18 protein-coding genes and 1 tRNA gene are annotated in these 24,205 nt (G+C 64.9%); 8 read left to right on the top strand and 11 right to left on the bottom strand.

The window, feature by feature from the left end:
- Positions 1 to 257 precede the first annotated feature (257 nt).
- From fixL to U5768_RS07300, 4 genes are all read left to right on the top strand, one after another.
- Positions 258 to 2,783: an oxygen sensor histidine kinase FixL gene (gene fixL, locus U5768_RS07315; protein WP_322029726.1), complete on the top strand. Its 2,526-nt coding sequence runs from the start codon at positions 258 to 260 to the stop codon at positions 2,781 to 2,783.
- Positions 2,780 to 3,427 (top strand): oxygen response regulator transcription factor FixJ, encoded by a 648-nt coding sequence (gene fixJ / locus U5768_RS07310; protein WP_322029725.1) that lies wholly within the window; start codon positions 2,780 to 2,782, stop codon positions 3,425 to 3,427. Before fixL ends, fixJ begins: the two co-directional genes overlap by 4 nt.
- Before the next feature lie 255 nt (positions 3,428 to 3,682).
- The gene (folD, locus tag U5768_RS07305; protein ID WP_322029724.1) at positions 3,683 to 4,537 is read left to right on the top strand and encodes a bifunctional methylenetetrahydrofolate dehydrogenase/methenyltetrahydrofolate cyclohydrolase FolD; all 855 of its coding nucleotides are present in this window, start codon (positions 3,683 to 3,685) and stop codon (positions 4,535 to 4,537) included.
- 238 nt (positions 4,538 to 4,775) lie between these two features.
- The gene (locus U5768_RS07300) at positions 4,776 to 6,881 is read left to right on the top strand and encodes a M3 family metallopeptidase (RefSeq protein ID WP_322029723.1); all 2,106 of its coding nucleotides are present in this window, start codon (positions 4,776 to 4,778) and stop codon (positions 6,879 to 6,881) included.
- A 75-nt stretch (positions 6,882 to 6,956) separates the two neighbouring features.
- Here U5768_RS07300 and U5768_RS07295 read toward each other — a convergent pair whose 3' ends face one another.
- On the bottom strand, positions 6,957 to 8,243 hold the full coding sequence (locus tag U5768_RS07295) for an amidohydrolase family protein (RefSeq protein WP_322029722.1): 1,287 nt from the start codon (positions 8,241 to 8,243) through the stop codon (positions 6,957 to 6,959).
- Between the two features lie 237 nt (positions 8,244 to 8,480).
- Here U5768_RS07295 and U5768_RS07290 point away from each other — a divergent pair, with 237 nt between their 5' ends.
- Positions 8,481 to 9,182: an aspartate/glutamate racemase family protein gene (locus U5768_RS07290; protein WP_322029721.1), complete on the top strand. Its 702-nt coding sequence runs from the start codon at positions 8,481 to 8,483 to the stop codon at positions 9,180 to 9,182.
- A 20-nt stretch (positions 9,183 to 9,202) separates the two neighbouring features.
- On the opposite strand, the gene U5768_RS07285 is transcribed toward U5768_RS07290, so the two are convergent.
- The 3 genes from U5768_RS07285 to U5768_RS07275 all read right to left on the bottom strand — a co-directional run bounded on the left by U5768_RS07285 (position 9,203) and on the right by U5768_RS07275 (position 11,971).
- Positions 9,203 to 10,963 (bottom strand): hypothetical protein, encoded by a 1,761-nt coding sequence (locus U5768_RS07285; protein ID WP_322029720.1) that lies wholly within the window; start codon positions 10,961 to 10,963, stop codon positions 9,203 to 9,205.
- A gap of 306 nt (positions 10,964 to 11,269) precedes the next feature.
- Positions 11,270 to 11,346 (bottom strand) — tRNA-Met (locus tag U5768_RS07280).
- Positions 11,347 to 11,431: 85 nt separating this feature from the next.
- Complete coding sequence (locus U5768_RS07275; RefSeq protein WP_322029719.1) at positions 11,432 to 11,971, bottom strand: PadR family transcriptional regulator; 540 nt, start codon at positions 11,969 to 11,971, stop codon at positions 11,432 to 11,434.
- 200 nt (positions 11,972 to 12,171) lie between these two features.
- Between U5768_RS07275 and U5768_RS07270 the strand changes: the two genes are divergently transcribed.
- Entirely contained in the window at positions 12,172 to 13,161 is a 990-nt protein-coding gene (locus tag U5768_RS07270) for a nitronate monooxygenase family protein (protein ID WP_322029718.1), read from the top strand.
- 61 nt (positions 13,162 to 13,222) lie between these two features.
- Here the strand turns inward: U5768_RS07270 and U5768_RS07265 are convergent, their stop codons facing one another.
- On the bottom strand, positions 13,223 to 13,843 hold the full coding sequence (locus U5768_RS07265; protein ID WP_322029717.1) for a 2-hydroxychromene-2-carboxylate isomerase: 621 nt from the start codon (positions 13,841 to 13,843) through the stop codon (positions 13,223 to 13,225).
- Positions 13,844 to 14,020: 177 nt separating this feature from the next.
- Here U5768_RS07265 and xth point away from each other — a divergent pair, with 177 nt between their 5' ends.
- Complete coding sequence (xth, locus tag U5768_RS07260) at positions 14,021 to 14,806, top strand: exodeoxyribonuclease III (protein ID WP_322029716.1); 786 nt, start codon at positions 14,021 to 14,023, stop codon at positions 14,804 to 14,806.
- A gap of 9 nt (positions 14,807 to 14,815) precedes the next feature.
- Here xth and U5768_RS07255 read toward each other — a convergent pair whose 3' ends face one another.
- The 4 genes from U5768_RS07255 to glnA all read right to left on the bottom strand — a co-directional run bounded on the left by U5768_RS07255 (position 14,816) and on the right by glnA (position 21,383).
- Positions 14,816 to 16,909, bottom strand: a complete 2,094-nt coding sequence (locus tag U5768_RS07255) for a prolyl oligopeptidase family serine peptidase (RefSeq protein ID WP_322029715.1) — start codon at positions 16,907 to 16,909, stop codon at positions 14,816 to 14,818.
- A gap of 100 nt (positions 16,910 to 17,009) precedes the next feature.
- Positions 17,010 to 18,596 carry a nitrogen regulation protein NR(I) gene (ntrC, locus tag U5768_RS07250; RefSeq protein WP_322029714.1) on the bottom strand — a complete coding sequence of 529 codons (1,587 nt, stop codon included), beginning with the start codon at positions 18,594 to 18,596 and terminating at the stop codon, positions 17,010 to 17,012.
- A 54-nt stretch (positions 18,597 to 18,650) separates the two neighbouring features.
- Complete coding sequence (glnL, locus tag U5768_RS07245; protein ID WP_322029713.1) at positions 18,651 to 19,793, bottom strand: nitrogen regulation protein NR(II); 1,143 nt, start codon at positions 19,791 to 19,793, stop codon at positions 18,651 to 18,653.
- 174 nt (positions 19,794 to 19,967) lie between these two features.
- Complete coding sequence (gene glnA / locus U5768_RS07240) at positions 19,968 to 21,383, bottom strand: type I glutamate--ammonia ligase (protein WP_322029712.1); 1,416 nt, start codon at positions 21,381 to 21,383, stop codon at positions 19,968 to 19,970.
- A 448-nt stretch (positions 21,384 to 21,831) separates the two neighbouring features.
- Between glnA and U5768_RS07235 the strand changes: the two genes are divergently transcribed.
- A complete protein-coding gene (locus U5768_RS07235) occupies positions 21,832 to 22,296 on the top strand; it encodes a rhodanese-like domain-containing protein (RefSeq protein ID WP_133181498.1) in 465 nt (154 codons plus the stop codon).
- Positions 22,297 to 22,447: 151 nt separating this feature from the next.
- On the opposite strand, the gene U5768_RS07230 is transcribed toward U5768_RS07235, so the two are convergent.
- Positions 22,448 to 23,257, bottom strand: coding sequence for a competence/damage-inducible protein A (locus U5768_RS07230; protein WP_322029711.1), 810 nt, complete (start codon positions 23,255 to 23,257; stop codon positions 22,448 to 22,450).
- A 26-nt stretch (positions 23,258 to 23,283) separates the two neighbouring features.
- Positions 23,284 to 24,117, bottom strand: a complete 834-nt coding sequence (locus tag U5768_RS07225) for an EI24 domain-containing protein (RefSeq protein WP_322029710.1) — start codon at positions 24,115 to 24,117, stop codon at positions 23,284 to 23,286.
- Between the last annotated feature and the right edge of the window lie 88 nt (positions 24,118 to 24,205).

Below are 24,205 nucleotides of genomic sequence, written 5' to 3'. Positions count from 1 at the left end.
CCATGCGGGCGGCGACGCTTGCGACGTGACCGGGCCAACCGCAGCAGCTTCGGGGCGATTGTAATAACCCCCCTGACCTTCGCGCAACAAAATTTTCGAATTGCGAGATGCGATTTTATAATGCGAAAAATTGCTGCAGCGCACGCTTAATCGTTCGCGCCCCTGGGCTCATAACGGCCAGTTTGCGCACGTTTATCGGCGATTTACAGCTTTTTTCGCGGCATTTCCGTGTCTTACGCTGAGCTACAATCCTTGCCATGTTGACCGAACGGCTTTTCGCACGCTCGGCGCGGCCGCCCGGAACGCCCGGCGAGTCGTCGCCATCCCGCTGGCACCACGGACCCTGGTGGTCGAATTCCTATTTGCTGACGCCGCTCCTGTCGATCCTCGTGTTCCTGATCGTCATGAGCCTGATCTTGTGGAGCCTGAACCGCCGCGAGCAACAGCAGCAGGAAGACACGCTCTACCGCAACGTGGCGTGGGCCCAGCAGCAGATCCGGCTTTCCATGACAGGCGCGCAGGAGCAGTTGCAGGCGCTCGCTCGCGACCTCGCCGCGGGCCACGGCGATCCGCAGTACTTCCAGACGTCCACCACGGACATCATGCAGGGCCATCCCGAGATCCTCTATCTCAACTGGTACACGAGCCAGGAGGAACCGCGCTGGCCCAACACGGCGATGCCGGTATTCGGCCAGCGGCTCGCCAAGCCCAACGACGCGCAAATGGACGAGGCCGTGAAGGCCGCCTTCGCCGAGGCGCGCGCCACACGCCGCCAGGTGTATTCGCCGCTTATTTACGACGACGTCGGTAACGGTTACATCACGCTTCAAACGCCGGTATACCGCGATCGGGAGTTCCTTGGTTCGATCGCGGCCGTGTTCTCGGTCGAAGGCATCCTGAAGCACGACATCCCGCCCGAGTTGTCTGCCAAGTACAAGATCTCGATTCTCGACGCGAACAACCGCGAACTCGCCACGACCTCGACGCGTCCGCGCCTGCCGCGCGACGTGTACTACGACCTGCCGCTCGATCCGCCGGGCCAGGGCGTTTCCGTGCGCGTGTACTCGTATCCGCAGATGACCAACTTCACGAACAACACGCTCGTGTGGCTGGTCGCCGGTTTGTCGTGCTTCGTGCTGTGGAGCCTCTGGAGCCTCTGGAAACACACGCGCCAGCGCTTCGAGGCGCAGCAGGCGTTGTATGCCGAAGCCTTCTTCCGGCGCGCGATGGAAAATTCGGTGCTGATCGGCATGCGCGTGCTCGACATGCATGGGCGCATCACGCACGTGAACCCGGCGTTCTGCCGCATGACCGGGTGGGATGAAAGCGATCTGGTGGGCAAGAACGCGCCGTTCCCCTACTGGCCGCGCGACGCCTACCCCGAAATGCAGCGCCAGCTCGACATGACGCTGCGCGGCAAGGCGCCCTCGTCGGGCTTCGAATTGCGCGTGCGCCGCAAGGATGGCTCGCAGTTCCACGCGCGGCTCTACGTCTCGCCGCTCATCGACAGTTCGGGCCGCCAGACCGGCTGGATGTCGTCGATGACGGACATCACCGAGCCCAAGCGCGCGCGCGAAGAACTCGCCGCCGCGCACGAGCGCTTCACCACGGTGCTGGAAAGCCTCGACGCCGCCGTTTCGGTGCTCGCCGCCGACGAAGCCGAACTGTTGTTTGCGAACCGCTACTACCGGCACCTGTTCGGCATCCGCCCGGACGGCCACCTGGAACTCGCGGGCGGCGGCGGCTTCGATTCGGCCAGCGCCTCCTCGGACTCGATCGACATGGTCGACGCTTTCGCGGGCCTGCCCGCCACCGCGCTCACCGAGAGCACGGCGGACGCGCAGGAAGTCTACGTCGAGAGCATCCAGAAGTGGTTCGAGGTGCGCCGCCAGTACATTCAGTGGGTGGACGGCCATCTCGCGCAAATGCAGATCGCGACCGACATCACCACGCGCAAGCAGGCGCAGGAACTGGCCCGCCAGCAGGACGAAAAGCTTCAGTTCACGAGCCGCCTGATGACGATGGGCGAAATGGCCTCGTCGCTCGCGCACGAACTGAACCAGCCGCTCGCCGCCATCAACAACTATGCCTCGGGCACCGTCGCGCTCGTTAAGTCGGGCCGCGCCGCGCCCGACAACCTGCTGCCCGTGCTCGAGAAAACAGCCCAGCAAGCCGTGCGCGCGGGCATGATCATCAAGCGCATCCGCGAATTCGTGAAGCGCAGCGAGCCCAAGCGCCAGGCCACGCGCGTGGCCGATATCGTCGCCGACGCCGTTGGCCTCGCCGAGATCGAGGCGCGCAAGCGGCGCATCCGCATCGTGACCGACATGCGCTCGCGCATGCCCGTGATCTACGTCGATCCGGTGCTGATCGAACAGGTGCTCGTCAATCTGCTGAAGAACGCCGCGGAAGCCATGGCCGAAGCGCGCCCGACTTTGCCCGATGCGGCGACCGACCCGGTGATCCGCGTGATCGTGAAGCGCGAAGGCGGCAACGTGTGCATCAGCGTGGTCGATCAGGGCCCGGGCGTGGACGAAGCCACGGCCGAGCGCCTCTTCGAGCCTTTCTACAGCACCAAGTCGGACGGCATGGGCATGGGCCTGAACATCTGCCGCTCCATCATCGAATCGCACCGCGGGCGTCTCTGGGTGGTCAATAACGTCGAACCCGACGGCCACATCAGCGGCGCAACGTTCCATTGCAGTCTGCCTATCGGCGAATCGGACACCCCCTCGCGGAACACCGACGAACCGACTCCACAAACCGTTACGGGAGAGCCATGAACAGCCCAGTCACCACCCAGGAAACTGTCTTTGTTGTCGATGACGACGAGGCCGTACGAGATTCCCTGCGTTGGCTCCTCGAAGCGAACGGCTACCGCGTTCAGTGCTTCAATAGCGCGGAGGAGTTCCTCGAGGGATACCAGCCCGCGCAACAGGCCGGCCAGATCGCTTGCCTGATTCTCGACGTGCGTATGTCGGGCATGAGCGGCCTCGAGCTGCAGGAGCGCCTGATCGCCGATAACGCCTCGCTGCCGATCATCTTCGTGACGGGCCACGGCGACGTGCCCATGGCCGTCTCGACCATGAAGAAGGGCGCGATGGACTTCATCGAAAAGCCTTTCGACGAAGCGGAACTGCGCAAGCTCGTGGAGCGTATGCTCGACAAGGCGCGCAACGAAAGCAGCAACGTCCAGCAGCAGCGCGCCGCCGCCGAACGCCTCGGCAAGCTCACCGCGCGCGAGCACCAGGTGCTCGAGCGCATCATCGCGGGGCGCCTGAACAAGCAGATCGCCGACGACCTCGGCATCAGCATCAAGACGGTGGAGGCGCACCGCGCCAACATCATGGAGAAGCTCAACGTGAACACGGTCGCCGACCTGCTGCGTCTCGCGCTCTCCAACAAGCCGCAACAAGCGCAGCAGTAAACGCGCATTCCCGGGCTGCATTCGCGCGCGCCACGGCGCACGAATACAGCCCGTGACCTATCGTGGCCTCTCGCGACACCCGGCCGCGAACCCTCCCCCTCTCTGATCGACCGTTCAGGCCTGAACGCGCCCGCCGCGCGGGTATAATATCGGCCTTCGAATGGCGCCCGCCTTTGCCGCCCGTCCGCGCTCCACGCGCGTCGACGCTCGCGCCATACACTAGCCCGCATTGCCCACTCTCGAGCCCGACCGACCATGACTGCCACCCTCATCGACGGCAACGCCCTCTCCAGGAAACTGCGCGCCGAAGTCGCCACCCGCGCCGCCGCCCTCACCGCCCGCGGCCATCAGCCGGGACTCGCCGTCGTGCTGGTCGGCGACAATCCGGCGAGCGAAGTCTACGTGCGCAACAAGATCAAGGCTTGCGAAGACAACGGCCTCCACTCGTCGTACGACCGCTATCCCGCATCGCTTTCCGAAGCCGATCTGCTCAAGCGCATCGACGAGCTGAACCGCGACCCGAAGATCAACGGCATCCTCGTGCAACTGCCGCTGCCGAAGCACATCGACAGCCACAAGGTGATCGAGGCGATCGCGCCCGAGAAGGACGTGGACGGCTTTCACGTCGCCAACGCGGGCGCGCTAATGACGGGCCAGCCGCTCTTTCGCCCCTGCACGCCCTACGGCGTGATGAAGATGTTCGAGGAGTACCAGATCCCGCTCGAAGGCGCGAACGCCGTGGTGATCGGCCGTTCGAACATCGTCGGCAAGCCGATGGCGCTCCTGCTGCTCGAAAAAGGCGCGACGGTCACGATCTGCCACAGCAAGACGCGCGACCTCGCGAAGCACACGCGCGACGCCGATATCGTGGTCGCCGCGGTGGGCAAGCGCAACGTGCTGACCGCCGACATGATCAAGCCCGGCGCGACCGTCATCGACGTGGGCATGAACCGCGACGACAACGGCAAGCTCTGCGGCGACGTCGATTTCGCGGGCCTGAAGGAGGTCGCCGGCTTCATTACGCCGGTGCCTGGCGGCGTCGGCCCGATGACCATCACCATGCTGCTCGTGAACACGATCGAAGCGGCGGAGCGTGCCGCCGCGGCATAAGCCCGGCGCGAGCACGCGCTACCCGCATGACGTTCCCCGAAGCGGCCCATCCGGGCCGCTTTCTTTTTGCGGCGCGGGCAACGCGGGCCGGGATTTTGCCGCCACCGCGCCACATCTGTTAATTTGCTCGGATAACCCGGTTGGAAAGCGCGCCTTGCGCCCCAATACTCTGGCTATCGGGCGCGCGCATGCCGCACCCCGGTCCCCTAACCCGCGACAGACAGGAACAGGAAGCATCATGGCCACTACCCCCTCCGACAATCCGCTCCTCGACTTCACCGGACTGCCGCGCTTTGGCGAAATCCGCCCCGAACACGTGACGCCCGCGCTCGACGTCCTGCTCGCGAACGCGAAGGCCGCTGTGGAACGCGCCGCGCAACCCATGACGCCCTCCCAATGGAGCGACGTGGTCGAACCGGTCGAGCGCGCGAGCGAGCCGCTTTCGCGCGCCTGGGGCGTGGTCGGTCACCTCAACGCGGTCGCCGACACACCCGAACTGCGCGCCGCCCACGGCGAGAACCTGCCGCGCGTGACCGAGTTCTGGTCGAGCGTTGGCCAGAATCTCGAACTGTTCAAGAAGTACAAGGCCATCACGAATCACAACTCGTTCGAGCTGCTTTCGGGCGAGCGCAAGAAGATTCTCGACAACTCGCTGCGCGACTTCCGCCTCTCGGGCGCGGAACTGCCCGAAGACCAGAAGCCGCGCTTCGCCGAGCTGCAGGAGCGCCAGGCCGCGCTCGCCAAGGCGTTCTCCGACCACGTGCTCGACGCGACCAACGGTTACGCGTTTTACGCCACGAGCGAAGCGGAACTCACTGGCCTGCCCGAGGACGTCGTCGCCGCCGCGCGCGAAGCCGCCGAGCGTGAGAGCAAGGAAGGCTGGAAGTTCACGCTGCACTTCCCCTCGTATTTCCCGGTGCTGCAGTATTCGGAAAACCGCGCGATGCGCGAGACGATGTATCGCGCCTACGTCACGCGCGCGTCCGAACTTGGCCCCGTCTACGGTAGCGGCAAGGCCGAATGGGACAATACGGCGATCGTCGAGGAGCAACTGAAACTGCGCGCCGAAGAAGCGAAGATGCTCGGCTACAACAACTTCGCCGAAGTCTCGCTCACGCCGAAGATGGCCGAAACGCCGGCGCAGGTGATGAGCTTCCTCGAAGACCTCGCCACGCGCGCCCGCCCGCACGCCGAAAAGGATTGGGAAGAACTGCGCGAATTCGCCGCAAGCGAACTGGGCCTCGCGCAGATCGAGCCCTGGGACATGGCGTTCGCCGCCGAGCGCCTGCGCCAGAAGCGCTACTCGTTCTCGGAGAACGAGGTGAAGCAGTACTTCCCGGAAGACTTCGTGCTGCAGGGTCTCTTCAAGGTCACGGAAACGCTGTTCGGCGTGCGCATCCGCCCCGACAGCGCACCGGTGTGGAATCCCGACGTGCGCTTCTTCCGCGTGGAAAACGCGGATGGCACGCTCGTCGCGCAGTTCTATCTCGACCTGTACGCACGCGAGGGCAAGCGCGGCGGCGCATGGATGGATGACGCGCGCTCGCGCCGCAAGCTCGAAGGCAACGGCGTGCAAACGCCTGTCGCGTATCTCACGTGCAACTTCTCGGCACCCGTCGGCGGGCGCCCGGCATGCTTCACGCACGACGAAGTCATCACGCTCTTCCACGAGTTCGGCCACGGCCTGCACCACATGCTCACGCGTGTAGACGAGCTAGGCGTGTCGGGCATCAACGGCGTGGAGTGGGACGCCGTTGAGCTGCCCTCGCAGTTCATGGAAAACTTCTGCTGGGAATGGGACGTCGTACGCGAAATGAGTTCGCACGTCGAGACCGCCAAGCCGCTGCCGCGTGAACTCTTCGACAAGATGCTCGCCGCGAAGAACTTCCAGAGCGGTCTGGGCACGCTGCGCCAGATCGTGTTCTCGATGTTCGACATGGCGCTGCACGTCGATTTCGACGCTTCGAAGGGCAAGAGTGCGAACGACCTGGCGCGCGAGATCAACGAACGCTACCACGTCATTCCGCAGGCCCCGTTCTCGCGTTGGCCGAACACGTTCAGCCACATCTTCGCGGGCGGCTACGCGGCCGGCTACTACAGCTACAAGTGGGCCGAAGTGCTTTCCGCCGACGCCTACGCCGCCTTCGAGGAAGCCGCGCAAGCCGCGAAGTCGAGCGTGCTCGACGAAGCGACCGGCACGCGCTACCGCAAGGAAATTCTGGAAGTGGGCGGCAGCCGCCCGGCGATGGAGTCGTTCAAGGCCTTCCGCGGCCGCGAGCCGAACATCGATGCGCTGCTGCGCCACAACGGCATGGAACAGCCGCCGGCACAGCAACAAGCGTGATCCGTTCGTAAGCGGTCCGAACCAAAGCCGCGCATGGGTGTGCAACCCATGCGCGGTTTTTTATTGCCCGGCGTTTTATCGATGCAGCTTGAAATCGACGCTTTCCGGACGCCCATCGAGCGAGAGCGCCGCGCGCTGCGCAGGTTGCCGGCTCACCACCCTGCCCCGGCTCACGACCGCGAGGCGCGCCGCGCGCAGGCGGATCGCCTCGATGGGGTCACGCGCGTCGAGCACCACGAGGTTCGCCGCGCAACCGGGCGCGAGGCCATAACCTTCGAGTCCGAGGATCGCGGCGGCATTCACGGTCACCGCGTCGAAGCAGGCGCGCGAGGCGTCGGTGCCCGTCATCTGCGCGACGTGCAGGCCCATATGCGCCACTTCGAGCATATCGCCGGAGCCGAAGCTGTACCACGGGTCCATCACGCAATCGTGGCCGAACGCGACGGTCACGCCCGCAGCCATCAACTCGGGCACCCGCGTCATGCCGCGGCGCTTCGGGTAGGTATCGGCGCGCCCTTGCAGCGTGATGTTGATGAGCGGATTCGCAATCGCCGCGACGCCCGACTCGCGCATGAGCGGAATCAGCTTGCTCACGTAGTAGTTGTCCATCGAATGCATCGACGTGAGATGCGAGCCAGCCACGCGCCCGTGCATGCCTAGCCGATGCGTTTGCGCCGCGAGGGTTTCGATGTGGCGCGAAAGCGGGTCGTCGGATTCGTCGCAATGCATGTCCACGCGCAGGCCCTTTTCGGCGGCGAACTCGCAGAGCAGGCGCACCGATTCGGCGCCTTCCGCCATCGTGCGCTCGAAATGGGGAATGCCGCCCACCACGTCCACGCCCATGCCGATCGCGCGCTTGAGATTGTCGAACGCGCCGGGGCTGCGCAATACGCCGTCCTGCGGAAACGCCACGAGCTGAAGATCGAGATACGGCGCGACGCGGCGCTTCACTTCGAGCAGCGCTTCGACCGCGAGCAGCCGCGCGTCGCACACATCGACGTGCGAGCGGATCGCGAGCAGTCCGCGCGCGACGGCCCAGTCGCAGTACTGAAGCGCGCGCTCGACGAGCGCCTCCTGCGTGAGATGCGGCTTGAGTTCGCCCCACAGCGCAATGCCTTCCAGCAGCGTGCCCGACGCGTTCACGCGCGGCAGGCCATACGAGAGCGTGGCGTCCATGTGGAAATGCGCATCGACGAACGGCGCGCTCACGAGCGAGCCCGCGGCATCGATCTCCTCGCGTGCCTGCGTGGCGAGTTGCGGCTCCACGGCGGCAATGCGCCCCGCCTCGATGCCGATATCCACCGTGGGATACCCGGCGGGATGCGCTTGCGCGAGCACCGCGCGGCGAATGATCAGGTCCATCTGCGGCTCCTTGTTCTGGCCTGGTGGCGTGGCGCTTTCGTTTCGACTCGCGTCGATTCTATCGGCGTCAGAATGACGCCGCCAGCGGCGTGGCCCGCGTCTTCTCCATGCGCCTGGCGTCCGTGGCCTTTATCTGCCTGCCGTACCGCTCGGGATCGGCCACACCGTCTCTGGACGGCTAGCGGCGCGGGCCTATACTCGTGTGGCCAATAGTCCACGAGCATGAGGAACGAATCGATGAAAACGATCGGCGTGATTGGAGGGATGAGCTGGGAATCGTCGGCCGAGTACTACCGGCTGCTGAACCGCCACGCAAAGGCGCGCCTGGGCGGTCATCACAACGCGCGCAGCCTGATGGCGACCGTAGACTTCGCGCAGGTCGAAGCGCTCCAGCGCGCCGGCGACTGGGACGCGCTAGGCGCGCAGATGGCCGAGGCCGCGCAACAGCTCGAACGCGGGGGCGCCGACATCGTGCTGCTCGCCACGAACACGATGCATCGCGTGTGCGCGGCGATCGAGGCGACGATCGCGATCCCCTTTCTCCATATCGCGGACCCGACCGGCCAGGCGTTGCGCGCCGCGGGCTACACGCGGGCGGGACTGCTGGGCACGCGCTACACGATGGAACAGGACTTCTACGTGGGGCGCTTGCGCGAGGCGCATGGGATCGAAGCGATCGTGCCGAACGAGCGCGATCGCGCGGACGTCCATCGCATCATCTACGACGAACTGTGTCACGGCAATGTGGACGCGCAGTCGCGTCGCGTGTATCAGCGCGTGATCGACGACCTCGCTGCGCGCGGCGCGCAGGCGGTGATTCTCGGTTGCACGGAAATTACGCTGCTGATCGGCCAGAAGGACTCGGCATTGCCCGTGTTCGATACCACCGCGCTGCATGCGCAGGCCGCGGTGGATTGGGCGATCGGCGAACTCCGGTAATGCGCTCGCCGGGCCGGCAGTCAGAGCGGCACGGCCGGCGCGTTTAAACGCGCCAGCACCGCCGCGACGCGCTTGACTACCGGTTCCCAGTCGCCCGGCCGAGGCTGCCGGAACAACGTAACGCTCTCGTACCACCGTTGTGTCTCGGCAGTCCCCCACGCCCAATGGGAAACATGATCGAGCATGGCGTACACCGGCGCGCCAAGCGCGCCGCCCAGATGCAGCGGCGCACTGTCTATCGTAACGACGGCATCGAGAGCGCTGACATGAGAGGCGACGTCCTCGAAACCGCGCCGGTAATCACCCGTCAAATCGCAGTGCGGGACGTTCTCGGGGAGCGCGACGCCTCCCGGCGTCAACGGATGGAAGACGATGCCGGGAACGGCGAACAGAGGGGCAAGCTGTTCAAGCGGTATGGAGCGCTGCGCGTCGCGTCGGTGAGTCGGACTTCCGCGCCACACGAGACCGATTTGCCGCGCTTCGGGTCGTGGCGTTCGCTCTCTCACATGAGAACGCCACGCCGCGATGCCCGCCGCGTCTGCCTTCAGGTAGGGAGCGCCGCGCACCTGGTCTGGCGTGAGCCGAAGAACAAAGGGCACGCTCATGATGGGCAGGCAGTAGTCGGGGCCGCCGTACTGCGCAAACGCGCCAGACTCAAGCTCGATGCACGGCTGATAGTGGCGCGCAAATAAGGGGTACAGTCCGCGCCTGCACACCAGAACCAGTTGACCGCCTTCCTTGCTCACGCGCGCCGCGAGCGCCGGAATAAACCGCATCATCTGGATATCGTCGCCGTTGCCTTGTTCGCTATAGATAAGCAACGTGCGGCCTGCCAACGGTTGGCCGGTCCAGAGCGGAGCAACGCGCGCCATTACGACCACAACGCTTCTGTCGGCGCGATCCGTTCGCCGAAGCCGCGCTTCGTAGCGGGCCCACCCGCGCCGCCAGTCACCCTCGCGCAACTCCAGTTCGGCGAGGTCCACAGCCGGCGTTACCGACGAGGGATCGAGTTCCAGCGCGCGTTGGTACAAGCGTTGCGCGGCCCCGTAGCGCGCCTGCTCCGCGACAAACTGCGCGATTGCGGTCAGGACGGCAGAATTTCGCGGCAGCACAGCATCGACCCGACGCATGGTCTTCTCCGCCGCGACCGGATCGTAGCGTCGCCATTGTGCGCAGGCCAATTGCCACGCAAATTCGGTATGCCCGGGATCGATGGCAAGTTGCGCAGCGCATACTTTCTCCACCGTGTCCCAATCGCCGGCGAACCGCCTGTCGAGCACGAACTGAACGGGCAACGCCGGGTCAACCGCCGGATTGACCTGCCATGCACGCGACAATGTCGTCTGGCGCAGCTTGCGCGAAAACTCGTCGGGCCATTCGGCCACGATGCACGCGATTTGCCATTGCGTCCTCGCGTCGTTCGGTAGGCCTGTCGCAAGCGCGTTGAGCAGCGCTATTGCGGCCGCGCGGCTCTGAAGCTCCGTTGCCAGCCACTGCGCCCAGCCCAGTGCTACCTCGGGTGCGACGGCTTGTATCGCCCGTGCGAAGAGATCGAACGAGGCGCCGTGACGCCCATTCGCAAAGGAAAATATCGCGCGGCGGATGAGCCTTTCGCCCGCGTTGCCGCAGCCGGCTTCCCGACTGGCTTCGCCTGTTGCAACCACGGTGATACCCACGCCAGACAGGAGGTCCGCTTCAAGGAACGCCGTGTGGCCCGCCTGATCGAATGCGGCGGCCAGACGTTGTGCCGACGAAATGCCTTCAGATTGCAGTGATTTCACGACGGACGCTAAAGCGTCGGAAGGAGGGGAAGCCGGTTTTTCCATTCTTGTTAGCTCTTCACTTTTCGGAATGGTTGCGCGCGCTCACCTGGCGAAACATCGGACGCGTCTGAAAACGCTGTGGATGGGAAAAGACCGGGAGATACGACGATTCGCCGCCAACGGCGAGCGAATTCGAAGTGCTCGATTGAGCGTGGAAGATGGGAGATGAGCCCAGCGTGGGGGGCGTCCCGGATCGACGGACAACAAAAAACCCGCTCGGAGCGGGTTTATGTTTGGCACGAATGCCTTGCTGCTATCTGCTACTGGTTGCGGGGGTAGGATTTGAACCTACGACCTTCGGGTTATGAGCCCGACGAGCTGCCAGACTGCTCCACCCCGCGTCCGTCAGAGAAAAGAATTATAAGGGACCAGGACCATTCCGTCAAACATCTTTTTCACGCGATTGAAACATCCCGTCGAATCTCCCTACGTCAGCGAGGATTCCACGAGCGGCTGCAGCTCCTGCGCCCAGGCAAGCCACATCTCCTGCGTGCGGATGCCCGCCTGGAGAATCGCATACTGCAACTGCTGCCCGCGCGTGAGCGAAGCCGCTCCAAAATCGCGCTGTTCGATCTCGCGATACGTCGCGAGCCGCGCGCGATTTTCTTCGATGAGCCGCGCAAGCTCCTGCGCGAGGCCGAGCGGCCCGATCACGGCATCGGCGCGCAGTTTGAGCAGGAACACGTTCCGCGAGTCGAGGTCGAGCGCCGTTTCGCGCACCCAGCGCGACACCTCCTCGCGTCCCACCGGCAACACGCAATACACCTTCTTGCGCGACACGGCCGCCGTCTCGTCCTCGATGACCGACACCCACCCTGCCTCGACCATGCGGCCCAGTTCGCGATAGATCTGCTGATGCGTGGCGTGCCAGAAGTAGCCGATGGCGCGGTCGAAGCGGCGCGCGAGGTCGTAGCCCGACGAAGGCTTTTCCAGCAAGGCGATGAGGATGGCGTGCGGCGTCGACATGCGGCGATTCTAAACCACGCCCCGCCCGCCCCCGGAAGCGTTGCGGACCGAATTATCCCCCTATGCAACTGGTTGCATAGTTTGGATGGCTTTGCTATGTTTAGGCCTGCCAGCCGGCGCTCACGCCGGCGCAACGAATCACGCAACAAAACACGCAGCGGCCGCCGCTCCTGGCCGCCGCTCCAGTCAAGGAGATATGGATGTCCCTGCCCGCCGTGCTGCGCCGCGGCCTGTCGATCCCGGTCGTCGGCTCGCCCCTCTTCATCATTTCGAATCCCGATCTCGTGATTGCCCAGTGTAAGGCAGGCGTCGTCGGCTCGTTCCCGGCGCTCAATGCGCGGCCCGAGCACGTGCTTGGCGAGTGGCTGGACCGCATTACCACCGAGCTCGCCGAATACAACGCGAAGCATCCCGACGCGCCGGCTGCGCCCTTCGCCGTGAACCAGATCGTGCACAAGTCGAACGACCGCCTCGAGCACGACCTCGGCGTGTGCGCGCAATACAAGGTGCCGATCGTCATCACGTCGCTCGGCGCGCGCGAAGAGGTCAACCATGCGATCCACGCATGGGGCGGCATCGTGCTGCACGACGTCATCAACAACACGTTCGCGAAGAAGGCCATCGAAAAAGGCGCCGACGGGCTGATCGCCGTCGCCGCCGGTGCGGGCGGCCATGCGGGCACGCTCTCGCCGTTCGCGCTCATCCACGAGATTCGCGAATGGTTCGACGGCCCGCTGCTGCTTTCGGGCGCGATCGGCAACGGCAATGCGATTCTCGCCGCGCAGGCGGCAGGCGCCGATCTCGCGTATATCGGCTCGGCGTTCATCGCCACGCACGAAGCGAATGCCGTCGACGCGTACAAGCAGATGATCGTCGAAGGCGGCGCGGGCGACATCGTCTACTCGAATCTTTTCACGGGCGTGCACGGAAACTATCTGCGCCAGAGCATCGTCGCGAGCGGCCTCGACCCGGAAGCGCTGCCGCAATCGGACCCGTCGGCGATGAATTTCGGCTCGACGCGCGTGAAGCCGTGGAAGGACATCTGGGGCTCGGGCCAAGGCATCGGCGCGGTGAAAAGCGTTCTGCCGGCCGCCGAACTCATTGCGCGTTTGAAGCGCGAATACGAGGCGGCGCGCGTGCGTCTGGCCGTGGTCGCCGCACCGCAAGCCGAGGAGCAGGCCGCGCTTTGATGCGTAGCGCGAGGCAGGAGCGACGACGTCGCGCCCGCCTCGCCTCGTTATGAAGCGCGCCCTACGCGCGCGACTTCACCCGCGCGATTTCCTCTTCGACATCGCGCAACTGGTCCTTGCCGAAGTACATTTCCTCGCCGACGAAAAACGTGGGCGAGCCGAACGCGCCGCGCTCGAACGCCGACTGCGTGTTCGCCAGCAGCGCGGCTTTCACATCGGCGTCCTGGATCGCCGTTTCGAATGCCGCGGCGTCGAGACCGTCCGCCTCCAGCGCCGCGCGGATCACGGCGGCATCGTCCATCTTGAGGCCCTCTTCCCACATGTGCGCGAACATGCGGTCGACGTAGCGCTCGAACGTGCCATTGCGCTGCGCCGCAATCGCGCCGCGCATGATCTGCAGCGTACTCACCGGAAAATGCGGATTGCGCCGATACGCCGTGAGCCCATGCCGCTCGATGAAGCGCCGCATCTCCAGCATCATGAACTTCTGCTTGTTCTCGATACCCGCGAACGCCTCGCCGGGCGAGCGATTGCCGCTCAGCTTGAACAGTCCGCCAAGCAGGATCGGCACGTACTCGAAACGCACTTGCTGGCGCGCTTCGATGCCGCCGATCACCCGATGGCACAGGTATGCGTTAGGACTGCCGAAGTCGAACAGGAATTGCACCTTGACGTCGCCCATCATGTCTCCTTTATGTGAATTCGCGCGGCCTGGCTCACGCGCGGCGAGGTCCACGATACCTGAAACCGGGCGTCCACTAGCGACTTCGAGGCAAGGCCACTGCCGCCCGTTTCGCGAAGCAGGCGATAATGGCGCCGAAGTGCCCGGAAAGCACACCGTCATCCTATCGAGCCTCACATGAAAATCGCTACCTGGAACGTCAATTCCCTCAAGGTCCGTTTGCAGCACGTCATCGACTGGCTCAACGAGAGCAAGACCGACGTGCTCTGTCTCCAGGAACTGAAGCTCACCGACGACAAATTCCCCCGCGCCGATCTCGCGGCGCACGGCTATCGCAGTTGGTTCGCGGGCCAGAAGACCTATAACGGCGTGGGCATTCTCGTGCGCGAAGGACTCTTCGTCGATGAAGCCACGATCGTGCGCAACATTCCCGGTTTCGAAGATCCGCAGCAGCGCGTGATCGCCGCGACCATAGGCGACGTGCGCGTGGTAAGCGCGTACTTCCCGAACGGCCAGGCGCCCGGCACCGAAAAGTTCGCGTACAAGCTGCAATGGCTCGACGCCATGCACGACTGGCTCGCGCAGGAGATGCAGCGCTACCCCAGGCTCGCGCTGCTCGGCGATTACAACATCGCGCCCGAAGACCGCGACGTGCACGATCCGAAGGCCTGGGAAGGCCAGAATCTCGTCTCGCCCGAAGAACGCGCGCAGTTTCGCCGACTGATCGAACTGGGTTTCGTCGATGCGTTCCGCCAGTTCGAGCAACCCGACAAACTCTTCACGTGGTGGGATTACCGCATGTTCGCTTTCCGCCGCAACGCGGGCCTGCGCATCGATCACATCCTGCTCTCGCCCGCGCTTGCCGGGCACCTCACCGCATGCGAAGTGGACAAGGTGCCGCGCAAGTGGGAGCAGCCGTCCGATCACACGCCGGTGATCGCCACGCTCGATATCGTGGGCTGAACGCGCGCCTTACCAGTTCCCCGCGAGCGTGGTCCACAAAAAGCGATAGACGAGCGCGTCGTACTCGGCGCGTTCGAGCGAATCGCTGCCCGGGCCATGTCCGCCTTCGGTGTTCTCCAGATACCAGACGTTCGCGTGCCCCTGCTTCTCCATGCGCGCGACCATCTTGCGCGCGTGCGAGGGGTGCACGCGGTCGTCGCTCGTCGAAGTCGTGAACAGCGACGGCGGATACGCAACGCCCGGCTTCACACGATGGTAAGGCGAATAAGCGGCAAGCGCGCGCGATTCTTCGGTATCCTCAGGATCGCCGTACTCGTCGATCCACGACGCGCCCGCATGCAACAGCGGATAACGCTGCATGTCGAGTAACGGCACTTCGCACACCACCGCACCGAACAGTTCGGGACGCTGCACCATGCACGCGCCCACGAGCAGTCCGCCGTTGCTGCCGCCCTTGATGCCCAGTTGCCTCGCGCTCGTATAGCCATCTGCGATCAGTTGTTCGGCCACGGCGATGAAGTCGTCGAACGAGCGCTGACGATGCTCGCGCTGCGCCTCGACGTGCCAGGCCGTGCCATACTCGCCGCCGCCGCGAATGTGCGCGATCGCCACCACGCCGCCCTGCTCCAGCCAGCCGATGCCCGAGCCCACGAGATATTGCGGCGTGAGCGCGATGGCAAAACCGCCGTAGCCCGTGAGCAGGCACGGCGACGCCTTGCGCGATTCGCCTTCGAGCACGGCCTTCGGGCCGATGACGGTAAACGGTACGCTCGTGCCGTCGGCCGAGCGCGCATGAGCACGGATCACCGTGAGCGGCCCGGAATCGAACTGCGTGGGCCAGCGGTCGAGCAATTCCCACTGCTGGAGATCGGTTTGCGCGAGATCGGCGAGCCAGTATTCGGGCGGCTGCAGGTAATCGTCCACGTCGACGAATACCTCGTCGTTGAGCGTGTCTTCGATCGGCGAGACATCCACCTGCGAACTCGCACGCGTGGGAAACACGCGCGATTCCCAGCGCCATGCGCCCTCTTCCTGCTGCGGCAGCCAGAGCATCGTGCGGCTCTCGACATCGTCGAGCCAGGAGACGATCAAGACGTTCAGCGTATTGGTCCAGTCGCACGCCGACGTGACCGGCGTGGGCGTGAACAGCGCCGTGAACGCGCGATCGCCCGCTAGAAAAGCCTCTTCGCGGATGGCGAGCAACGCGCCGCCCTCATACGTCACGCCCGCAATGGTCCAGTCGAGGCGCGGCTCGAGCAGCAGCCAGCCATGCCAGGCCCCGACCGACACATGCGTCGGCACGTCGTACACCTGCCAGTCGCCGTGCGCATCCAGACGATAAGTATATGAATCGAAGAAGTCGACGCTGCGCACCACGTCGTGGCGCTTCTCGACCGGGTCGTAATCGCCCTCCACGCTGATGTCGTCGAACTCGCCGCTGAACACCACGGGCGCGTCGGCGAGCGCCGTGCCGCGCGTCCAGCGGCGCACCTCGCGCGGATAACCCGAGCGCGTGAGCATCTTCTTGCCGCTCCTGCCGCCCGCGTCCCACCCGAGATACACGGTATCGCGGTCGATCCACGAAATGATGTGCTTGCCTTCCTTCGCAATGGCGAAACCATCGGCGAGGAATTCGCGCTTCTCGATGTCGAACTCGCGCACGATCACCGCATCGGAGCCACCATCGGAAAGCTGGATCAGCGCGCGGTCGCCGTCCGGATAGAGAATGTCGATGCCCGCGCACACCCAGGGCATGCCCTCTTTCGCGCCGAGCGCGTCGAAGTCGACAAGCGTTTGCCACTGCGGCTTGTGAGCGCGCCAGTCGGCCCACAGCGCGCGGCGCCACAAGCCCTTGGGATTGTCCTCGTCCTCCCAGAGATCGTAGGCCCACTCCTGCCAGCGGCTCGGGATCACGGGCCGCTCGCGCGGCAAGTAAGCCTGCGCGAGGCGCTTTTCGAGCGCCTCGAAACGCGCGCCGCCTTGCCACGCGGCGCGCGTGCGCGCGTTCTGCGACTCGACCCACGCCATCACGGCGGGATCGTCGAGCGATTCGAGCGAAAGGAACGGGTCGGCCTCGGCGGGCCAGGGAGAAGTCACGGGCATGATCGGTCGTCGACAGGAAAACAGCGTCGATTATGCCCTGTGCGCGCGCAGGCGCACCGCACATCGGGCCGGCGACCCGATGCGCTTCGCCCTCAAACGCTCATTCCAGATTGAGTTCCTGGATCTTGCGCGTGATGGTGTTGCGGCCGATGCCAAGACGCTCGGCGGCTTCGACCTTGCGCCCGCGCGTGAAGTCGAGCGCCTCGCGGATCACGGCGGCTTCGAAGCGCCGCGAGAGTTCGTCCATGACGTCGGCGCTGTTCTCGCGCAGCAAACGCGCGACTTCCGTGCGCAGACCGCTCTCCCACACGCTCAGCGGCGAGACGGCGGCAGTGGCGACGCCGTTGGCCGCGCCGAACGCCGGTGTCCCGAACACCACGCCGCCCGCGACACCGCCGGGCGCCCCGGGCAAGACCGCGCCCGCCACGCCCCCGCCGCCATGCGACACGCCGCCCGCGCCATGCGTCACGGCGCCCGCTTCGGCCCCAACCGAAACATCGGCGAGATGCACCGCCGCGCCCGACGAGCCATGCGCGGGCACGAGATCAGGCGGCAGATCCTTGATCTCGATGGTCTGCGCGGGCGCCATCACCGTGAGCCAGTTCGCGAGATTCTCGAGCTGGCGCACGTTACCAGGAAACGGCAGCGCGGACATCCAGGCAAGCGCCTCGTCCGAAACGCGCTTGGGCTCCACGCCTAGTTCGCGCGCGCTTTTCTGGAGGAAGTGACGCGTGAGCAACGGAATGTCCTCGCTGCGCTCGCGCAGCGCCGGCAGACGCAGACGAATCACGTTGAGCCGGTGATACAGGTCCTCGCGAAAGAGCCCCTGGCGCACGCGCGTTTCGAGGTTCTGGTGCGTCGCCGCGATCACGCGCACGTTCGCACGCAGCGGATTGTGTCCGCCCACGCGGTAGAACTGCCCATCCGACAGCACGCGCAAGAGACGCGTTTGCAGATCGAATGGCATGTCGCCGATTTCGTCGAGGAACAGCGTGCCGTTCTCGGCCTGTTCGAAACGCCCCTGGCGCATCGCCTGCGCGCCCGTGAACGCGCCGCGCTCGTGGCCGAACAGTTCGGATTCCAGAAGATCCTTCGGAATGGCCGCGGTGTTCAGTGCGATGAACGGACCGTTCGCGCGTGGGCTATGCCGGTGCAAGGCGCGCGCGACAAGCTCCTTTCCGGTGCCGGACTCGCCCGTGATGAGCACGGTCGCCGCCGAATGCGACAGCCGCCCGATGGCGCGGAACATGTCCTGCATGGCCGGCGCCTGGCCGAGCATCTCGGGCGCTTCGGCGGGACGCTCGTCCCACTGCTGCTCGCCGCGCATGCTTTCGTCCACGGCGCGGCGAATCAGTTCGACGGCCTTGTCGACGTCGAAGGGCTTGGCGAGATACTCGAATGCCCCGCCCTGAAAGGCGGCGACGGCGCTGTCGAGGTCCGAGAACGCCGTCATGATGATGACGGGCAAGCCCGGCACGCGCTCGCGCACGGTCTGCAGCAGCTCGAGCCCCGAGCCGCCCGGCATGCGGATGTCGGAGACGAGCACCTGAGGGCTGTCGTGATCGAGCGCGCTCGCGGCCTCGCGCACGTTCGCAAAGCTGCGGGTCGCGAAGTTTTCGCGGGCAAGGGCCTTTTCGAGCACCCAGCGTATCGATTGGTCGTCGTCTACTATCCAGATCGGCTTCATAAGATCGGTCAGAAGTCCTGGTGGCGTGCGGTATCGGTGAATCTATAAACAGCTTCAGTTATCTAGCGGCAACAGAATCTGAAACTCGGTGTGACCCCGCCGGCTGTCCACTTCGATGAGTCCGTCGTGCTGCTGGACGAACGTCTGCGCGAGCGTGAGGCCGAGACCGCTGCCATCCTCGCGCCCGGAGACGAGCGGATAAAAGATGCGGTCGCGAATATCCTCGGGAATGCCGGGTCCGTTGTCGGTGATATGCAAGTCCAATGCCAGCTTGCACAAACGTTTGGAAATCGTGACCTTGCGCGCAACGCGCGTGCGTAATTCGATGCGCGCATCGCCCTGCGAAATGCGTTCGCGCAGCGCCTGCGCCGCGTTGCGCACGATATTCAGGAGTGCCTGGATCAGTTGCTCCTTGTCGCCGCGCAGGTCGGGCACGCTCACGTCGTAGTCGCGCTCGATCGTGAGGCCGCGCGGGAATTCCGCGAGAATCACGGCGCGCACGCGCTCGCACACCTCGTGAATATTCACGTCGCCGACAATATGCGGATGTCGGTGCGGCTCCAGCAGCCGGTCCACGAGCGTCTGCAGCCGGTCCGACTCCTTGATGATCACCTGCGTGTATTCGCGCAGTTCGTCGCGCTCCAGCGCGCCGAGTTCGAATTCGAGCAGTTGCGCGGCGCCGCGAATGCCGCCGAGCGGGTTCTTGATCTCGTGCGCGAGATTGCGGATCAGATGCTTGTTCACGGCCGTGAGGTCGTGAATGCGCTCCTCGCGGTCGCTGCGCAGGTGCCGCTCGTTCTCGAAGAGTTCGAGCAGGACGTAGTCGGGTGCGCTTTCGAGAAAGCCCACGACCACGTGCACGTTCAGCGGCTCGCGGCCGGGGCGTTCCAGCGAAGCGTCGAGCCGCGTCGCATGAAAGCGATGCTCGGCGATCGATGCGATCGTCGACAGCAACTCGGCCGCGTTCGAGAAAAGATCGGACCACGCCATCTGCGCGAGTTGACGGCGCGAAAGATCGAGCATCGCCTCCGCCGAAGGATTCGCGAAAGCGACGCGCAGCGTGCGCTTGTCGAGCACGAGCACGACAGTGGGCAGCGCCTCGAAGCCGGGCAAGAGGCCCGACTCGACGAGCGGCGCGTCGTCGGAGAGCGGTTCGGCGTGGCCCTTTCTTGCCTTGATCAGATTCTTGAGCACCATGTTTCAGGCCGGCCGCCATGCGGCGCGCCAGCAGCAGTCCTGGTCGTTAATCGACAAAGCGGCGCAACGAAAAAGGGACGGCACCGCCGTCCCTTCGAGATCTTCGCCAGACATCCTGCGAATCGTCAGTACCGGCGCTTCGCTGCGGTCAATCCAGCGAAGCGCCATCGCCGGTTACAGCGAGTAGTACAGTTCGAACTCGACCGGGTGCGTGGTCATACGCACGCGTTGCAGTTCGCTTTCCTTCAGCGCGAGGTACGCGTCGATCATGCCGTCGGTGAACACACCGCCGCGCGTCAGGAACTCGCGATCCTGGTCGAGCGCTTCGAGCGCCTGGTCGAGGCCGGCGCACACGGTCGGGATCTTTGCATCCTCTTCCGGCGGCAGGTCGTACAGGTTCTTGTCGGCGGCTTCGCCCGGGTGGATCTTGTTCTGCACGCCGTCCAGACCCGCCATCATCAGTGCCGAGAAGCACAGGTACGGATTGGCGAGCGGATCCGGGAAACGCGTTTCGATACGGCGGCCCTTCGGGTTCGACACGTGCGGAATACGGATCGACGCCGAGCGGTTGCGTGCCGAGTAAGCGAGCTTGACCGGTGCTTCGAAGTGCGGAACGAGACGCTTGTACGAGTTCGTGCCCGGGTTCGTGATGGCGTTCAGCGCGCGAGCGTGCTTGATGATGCCGCCGATGTAGAACAACGCGAATTCCGAGAGACCTGCGTAGCCGTTACCCGCGAACAGGTTCTGGCCGTCCTTCCAGATCGACTGGTGAACGTGCATGCCCGAACCGTTGTCGCCGACGACCGGCTTCGGCATGAACGTCGCCGTCTTGCCGTACGTGTGCGCCACGTTGTGGACGATGTACTTCAGTTGCTGCGTCCAGTCCGCGCGCTGCACCAGCGTCGAGAACTTCGTGCCGATTTCGTTCTGGCCCTGGCCCGCCACTTCGTGGTGGTGCACTTCGACCGGAATGCCGATCTGTTCGAGCAGCAGACACATTTCCGAGCGGATGTCCTGGAACGTGTCGACCGGCGCAACCGGGAAGTAGCCGCCCTTCGTGCCCGGACGGTGACCCGTATTGCCGCCTTCGATTTCGCGGCCCGACGACCACGGTGCTTCATCCGAACCGATCTTCACGAAGCAGCCCGACTGGTCCGTGTTCCACTGGACCGAATCGAAAATGAAGAATTCCGGCTCCGGACCGAAGAAGGCGGTGTCGCCGAGGCCCGTGCTCTTCAGATAGGCTTCCGCGCGCTTGGCGAGCGAGCGCGGGTCGCGCTCGTAGCCCTTGCCGTCGGCCGGCTCGACCACGTCGCAGGTCAGCACGAGCGTCGATTCTTCGTAGAACGGGTCGATGAACGCCGTGTTCGGATCCGGCACGAGCAGCATGTCCGAAGCTTCGATGCCCTTCCAGCCGGCGATCGACGAACCGTCGAACGCATGACCCGACTCGAACTTGTCTTCTTCGAAAGCCGACAGCGGAACCGAGACGTGTTGCTCCTTGCCGCGCGTGTCCGTGAAGCGGAAGTCGACAAACTTGACGTCTTCGTCCTTGACGAGCTGCATGACGTCGGCCACGGATTTACTCATAACCTATTCTCCTGATTAACGATTTCGGCGAACGCTGCCGCCGTCCCAATCTTGTTGATCCCCGCCGGCCGCCTCCTTCCAGGTCTGTCCCGCTGACCCCGGCTGGCCGGCTGCGAATCGATCGCGACGTATAAAGCAGCATCCGTGCCATGCATGCGCCAACGTGGCGCAAAACCCTTTGGCGACGCGCACTTGCACTCGAAAATCGTGCGCTGCGCCTTGGCGGAGCCGCGACCCTCGCGGCTCATCGGCACCAAGTTCGTGCAATCCCGAATTTGGCGCGCGAAACTTTCTCCATTATGGTGCAAAACACTTTCTACGCACCAATTCAATGCATGACGGTCAAGACACGTCCGGTGATTCTGCCTTGTCCCGAGCGGGCCACCGGCTCCGTCCCCACGCGCTAGAATGGTTTTTTGGCCCAACGCGAAACAGGAGATCCGTTGTCATGAGTACGCTCGAACAGTTGTACGCCCAGGCCGAGAAGCGCCGCGTCGAGAACCAGTTGCCCTACGCGGGCGCGGTGTCGCCCGCAGAGGCATTCGAGCTTCTGCAGCTCGACCCGCGCGCGCGCCTCGTCGACGTGCGCACGCGCGCCGAACTCGACTGGGTCGGCCGTCCCGTGGTGGGCGACGGCCAGTATTCGCACGTCGAATGGACCCGCTATCCGGGCGGCGTGCCCAACGCCGAGTTCCTGACCCAGCTCAAGAGCGCCGTGGAAGCCGACGCGCCCGTGCTATTCCTGTGCCGCAGCGCCGCGCGCTCCAAGCTCGCCGCCATCGAGGCCGCCAAGGCCGGCTTTACGAAAGCCTACGACCTGCTCGAAGGCTTCGAAGGCGACAAGGACGGCCAGGGGCACCGCAAGACCGTCACCGGCTGGTGCTTCCGCGGCCTGCCGTGGATCGGCGCCTAAGCCTCCTGACCCCGCGCCGACCCGACGGGCCACTCTGAGCCCGCCGTGTGACACACAGATGATGCGCCGCCTGCCGTAGACGGCGCATCTTCCTTCGTTGACTCAAAAGCCCGCGCGGGCCGCCGCGACGCTAGCGATCGGAGGACGCCCCTTACCCGGCCGCAGCCGGCTCGACTACATCGCCGCCGAGTTCGTGCACGCCCTCGCGCAGCTTCACGAAGGCGGCCGCCACGGCCTCGGGCTCGCCTTTCACACCCAGATCGATATGCCGGCGCGCGTAGATACCGCCGCGCTCCGTATCGCCCACGCTCGGCAGGCTGAACACGCGCACGCCCGGAAAATCGCGCTCGATGCGCTCCATGAGTGGCGTGAGCGTCGACTCCGGCAGCTCGAACACGAGCAGCGACTTCTCGGCATGCGGCGTCTGGTGATGCAGGTGCGCGTACCTGGTGTCGAGCACCCACTCGATCATCGGCCAGGCCATGACGGGAAAGCCCGGCACGAAGTAGTGCTCGCGAATCGAAAAGCCCGGAATCTTGTTGTAGCCGTTCGGGATGATCTCGCAGCCTTGCGGGAACGTGCCCATCTGGAAGCGATGCAGATTCTCGGGCGACTGGAAGTTCACGGGATCGGCGCCCGTATGCATGTCGCGAATGCGCTCGCGGATCGCCGCCTCGGCGTCCGGATGCAACGCGAGCGGCACGCCCAGCGCCGCCGCCGCGCACTGGCGCGTATGGTCGTCCGGCGTCGCCCCGATGCCGCCCGTCGAAAACACGATGTCGCCCGAAGCAAACGAGCGTCGCAGCGTCTCGGTGATGCGCCCGGGATCGTCGCCCACGTACTGCGCCCACTCGAGCGAAAGCCCGCGCGCGCCGAGCAGTTCGATGACCTTCGGCAGATGCTTGTCGGAGCGGCGCCCCGAGAGAATCTCGTCGCCGATGATGATGACGCCAAATGCCATGTGTCGCCTCGCTGGATTGTGCTGGGTTAGTGCGCGATCGTCATGTCGCCGGCGGCCCGCTGCACTTCGTGCGCGCGCATGCGCTGCAGCGCGCGCAGGCAGTAGTGTCCGAACCAGAGCGCCGTGAACACCAGAATGAACGCGTAGATCCAGATAGTTACCGCCGCCAGCACCGGGAAAAACAGCAGCAGCCACGCAGAGACGGCCCAGATCGCCGTGGGCAACGAGCCGAGCAGCCCGCTCACCACGCCGATCACGAGCAACGGCAGGCGGTGGCTGCGCACGAGCGCGCGGCGTTCCTCGACGCTCGCATGCAGCGCGAGCGCGTCGTAGGTCATGACCCGATACGTGAGCCAACCCCAGAGCAGCGGGGGAATGAGCGCGAAGAACGGCGGAATGAGCCAGAGCGGCAGCGTCAGAATCATCACGACGAGGCACACGAGGGTCGTCACGAGCGAATAGAACAGGCTGCCGTACCAACTGCCGCCGCGCCGCATTTCGAGCATCGAATATTGGCGCTTCGAAAGATGGCTGATCACGCGCGGCATCGAGATCGCGACGATCAGCAACAGGACCGTGATCACGATGAGCGGAATCGTCAGGATGACGACCAGAAACGGCGCGATCGTGGCGCGCAGCCAGCCGAAGCCGAGCGCGTCGAAAAGATGATAGAGCGAGGCCGTGGACGACCAGTTCGCGAGCGCGCCGCGCATGAGGTCGAGCAGCGGCTGCCAGAACACGTAAAGCACCGCGCCCCACACCGCCGCAGCCGCGAGAAATGGCACGAACGTGAGGAGCAGCATGGCGGGATGGAACACGCTCGCGAGCGCGCGTCCGAACGAGCGCAACAGATCATTCATGCGAGCGGAATACGGTGAAAGGGATGAGTGGAGAGCACGGTGTCGACGAAATCGGGGCGACCAAGCCGACAGCATAAACCACCGCGCG

This window comes from Paraburkholderia sp. J76, assembly GCF_905220295.1.
Classification (GTDB): Bacteria; Pseudomonadota; Gammaproteobacteria; order Burkholderiales; family Burkholderiaceae; genus Paraburkholderia.
This window is presented reverse-complemented; position numbering and strand designations above follow the sequence as displayed.

What these genes read in the sequence shown, in the direction of transcription:
- U5768_RS07235 (WP_133181498.1), top strand. Translation starts at nt 21,832, where the DNA reads ATGAGTACGCTCGAACAGTTGTACGCCCAGGCCGAGAAGCGCCGCGTC.
- U5768_RS07225 (WP_322029710.1), bottom strand. Translation starts at nt 24,117, where the DNA reads ATGAATGATCTGTTGCGCTCGTTCGGACGCGCGCTCGCGAGCGTGTTC.
- U5768_RS07295 (WP_322029722.1), bottom strand. Translation starts at nt 8,243, where the DNA reads ATGGACCTGATCATTCGCCGCGCGGTGCTCGCGCAAGCGCATCCCGCC.
- U5768_RS07300 (WP_322029723.1), top strand. Translation starts at nt 4,776, where the DNA reads ATGGCCACTACCCCCTCCGACAATCCGCTCCTCGACTTCACCGGACTG.
- fixJ (WP_322029725.1), top strand. Translation starts at nt 2,780, where the DNA reads ATGAACAGCCCAGTCACCACCCAGGAAACTGTCTTTGTTGTCGATGAC.
- glnL (WP_322029713.1), bottom strand. Translation starts at nt 19,793, where the DNA reads ATGGTGCTCAAGAATCTGATCAAGGCAAGAAAGGGCCACGCCGAACCG.
- xth (WP_322029716.1), top strand. Translation starts at nt 14,021, where the DNA reads ATGAAAATCGCTACCTGGAACGTCAATTCCCTCAAGGTCCGTTTGCAG.
- ntrC (WP_322029714.1), bottom strand. Translation starts at nt 18,596, where the DNA reads ATGAAGCCGATCTGGATAGTAGACGACGACCAATCGATACGCTGGGTG.
- U5768_RS07290 (WP_322029721.1), top strand. Translation starts at nt 8,481, where the DNA reads ATGAAAACGATCGGCGTGATTGGAGGGATGAGCTGGGAATCGTCGGCC.
- U5768_RS07275 (WP_322029719.1), bottom strand. Translation starts at nt 11,971, where the DNA reads ATGTCGACGCCGCACGCCATCCTCATCGCCTTGCTGGAAAAGCCTTCG.
- U5768_RS07270 (WP_322029718.1), top strand. Translation starts at nt 12,172, where the DNA reads ATGTCCCTGCCCGCCGTGCTGCGCCGCGGCCTGTCGATCCCGGTCGTC.
- U5768_RS07255 (WP_322029715.1), bottom strand. Translation starts at nt 16,909, where the DNA reads ATGCCCGTGACTTCTCCCTGGCCCGCCGAGGCCGACCCGTTCCTTTCG.
- U5768_RS07265 (WP_322029717.1), bottom strand. Translation starts at nt 13,843, where the DNA reads ATGGGCGACGTCAAGGTGCAATTCCTGTTCGACTTCGGCAGTCCTAAC.
- U5768_RS07230 (WP_322029711.1), bottom strand. Translation starts at nt 23,257, where the DNA reads ATGGCATTTGGCGTCATCATCATCGGCGACGAGATTCTCTCGGGGCGC.
- glnA (WP_322029712.1), bottom strand. Translation starts at nt 21,383, where the DNA reads ATGAGTAAATCCGTGGCCGACGTCATGCAGCTCGTCAAGGACGAAGAC.
- folD (WP_322029724.1), top strand. Translation starts at nt 3,683, where the DNA reads ATGACTGCCACCCTCATCGACGGCAACGCCCTCTCCAGGAAACTGCGC.
- fixL (WP_322029726.1), top strand. Translation starts at nt 258, where the DNA reads ATGTTGACCGAACGGCTTTTCGCACGCTCGGCGCGGCCGCCCGGAACG.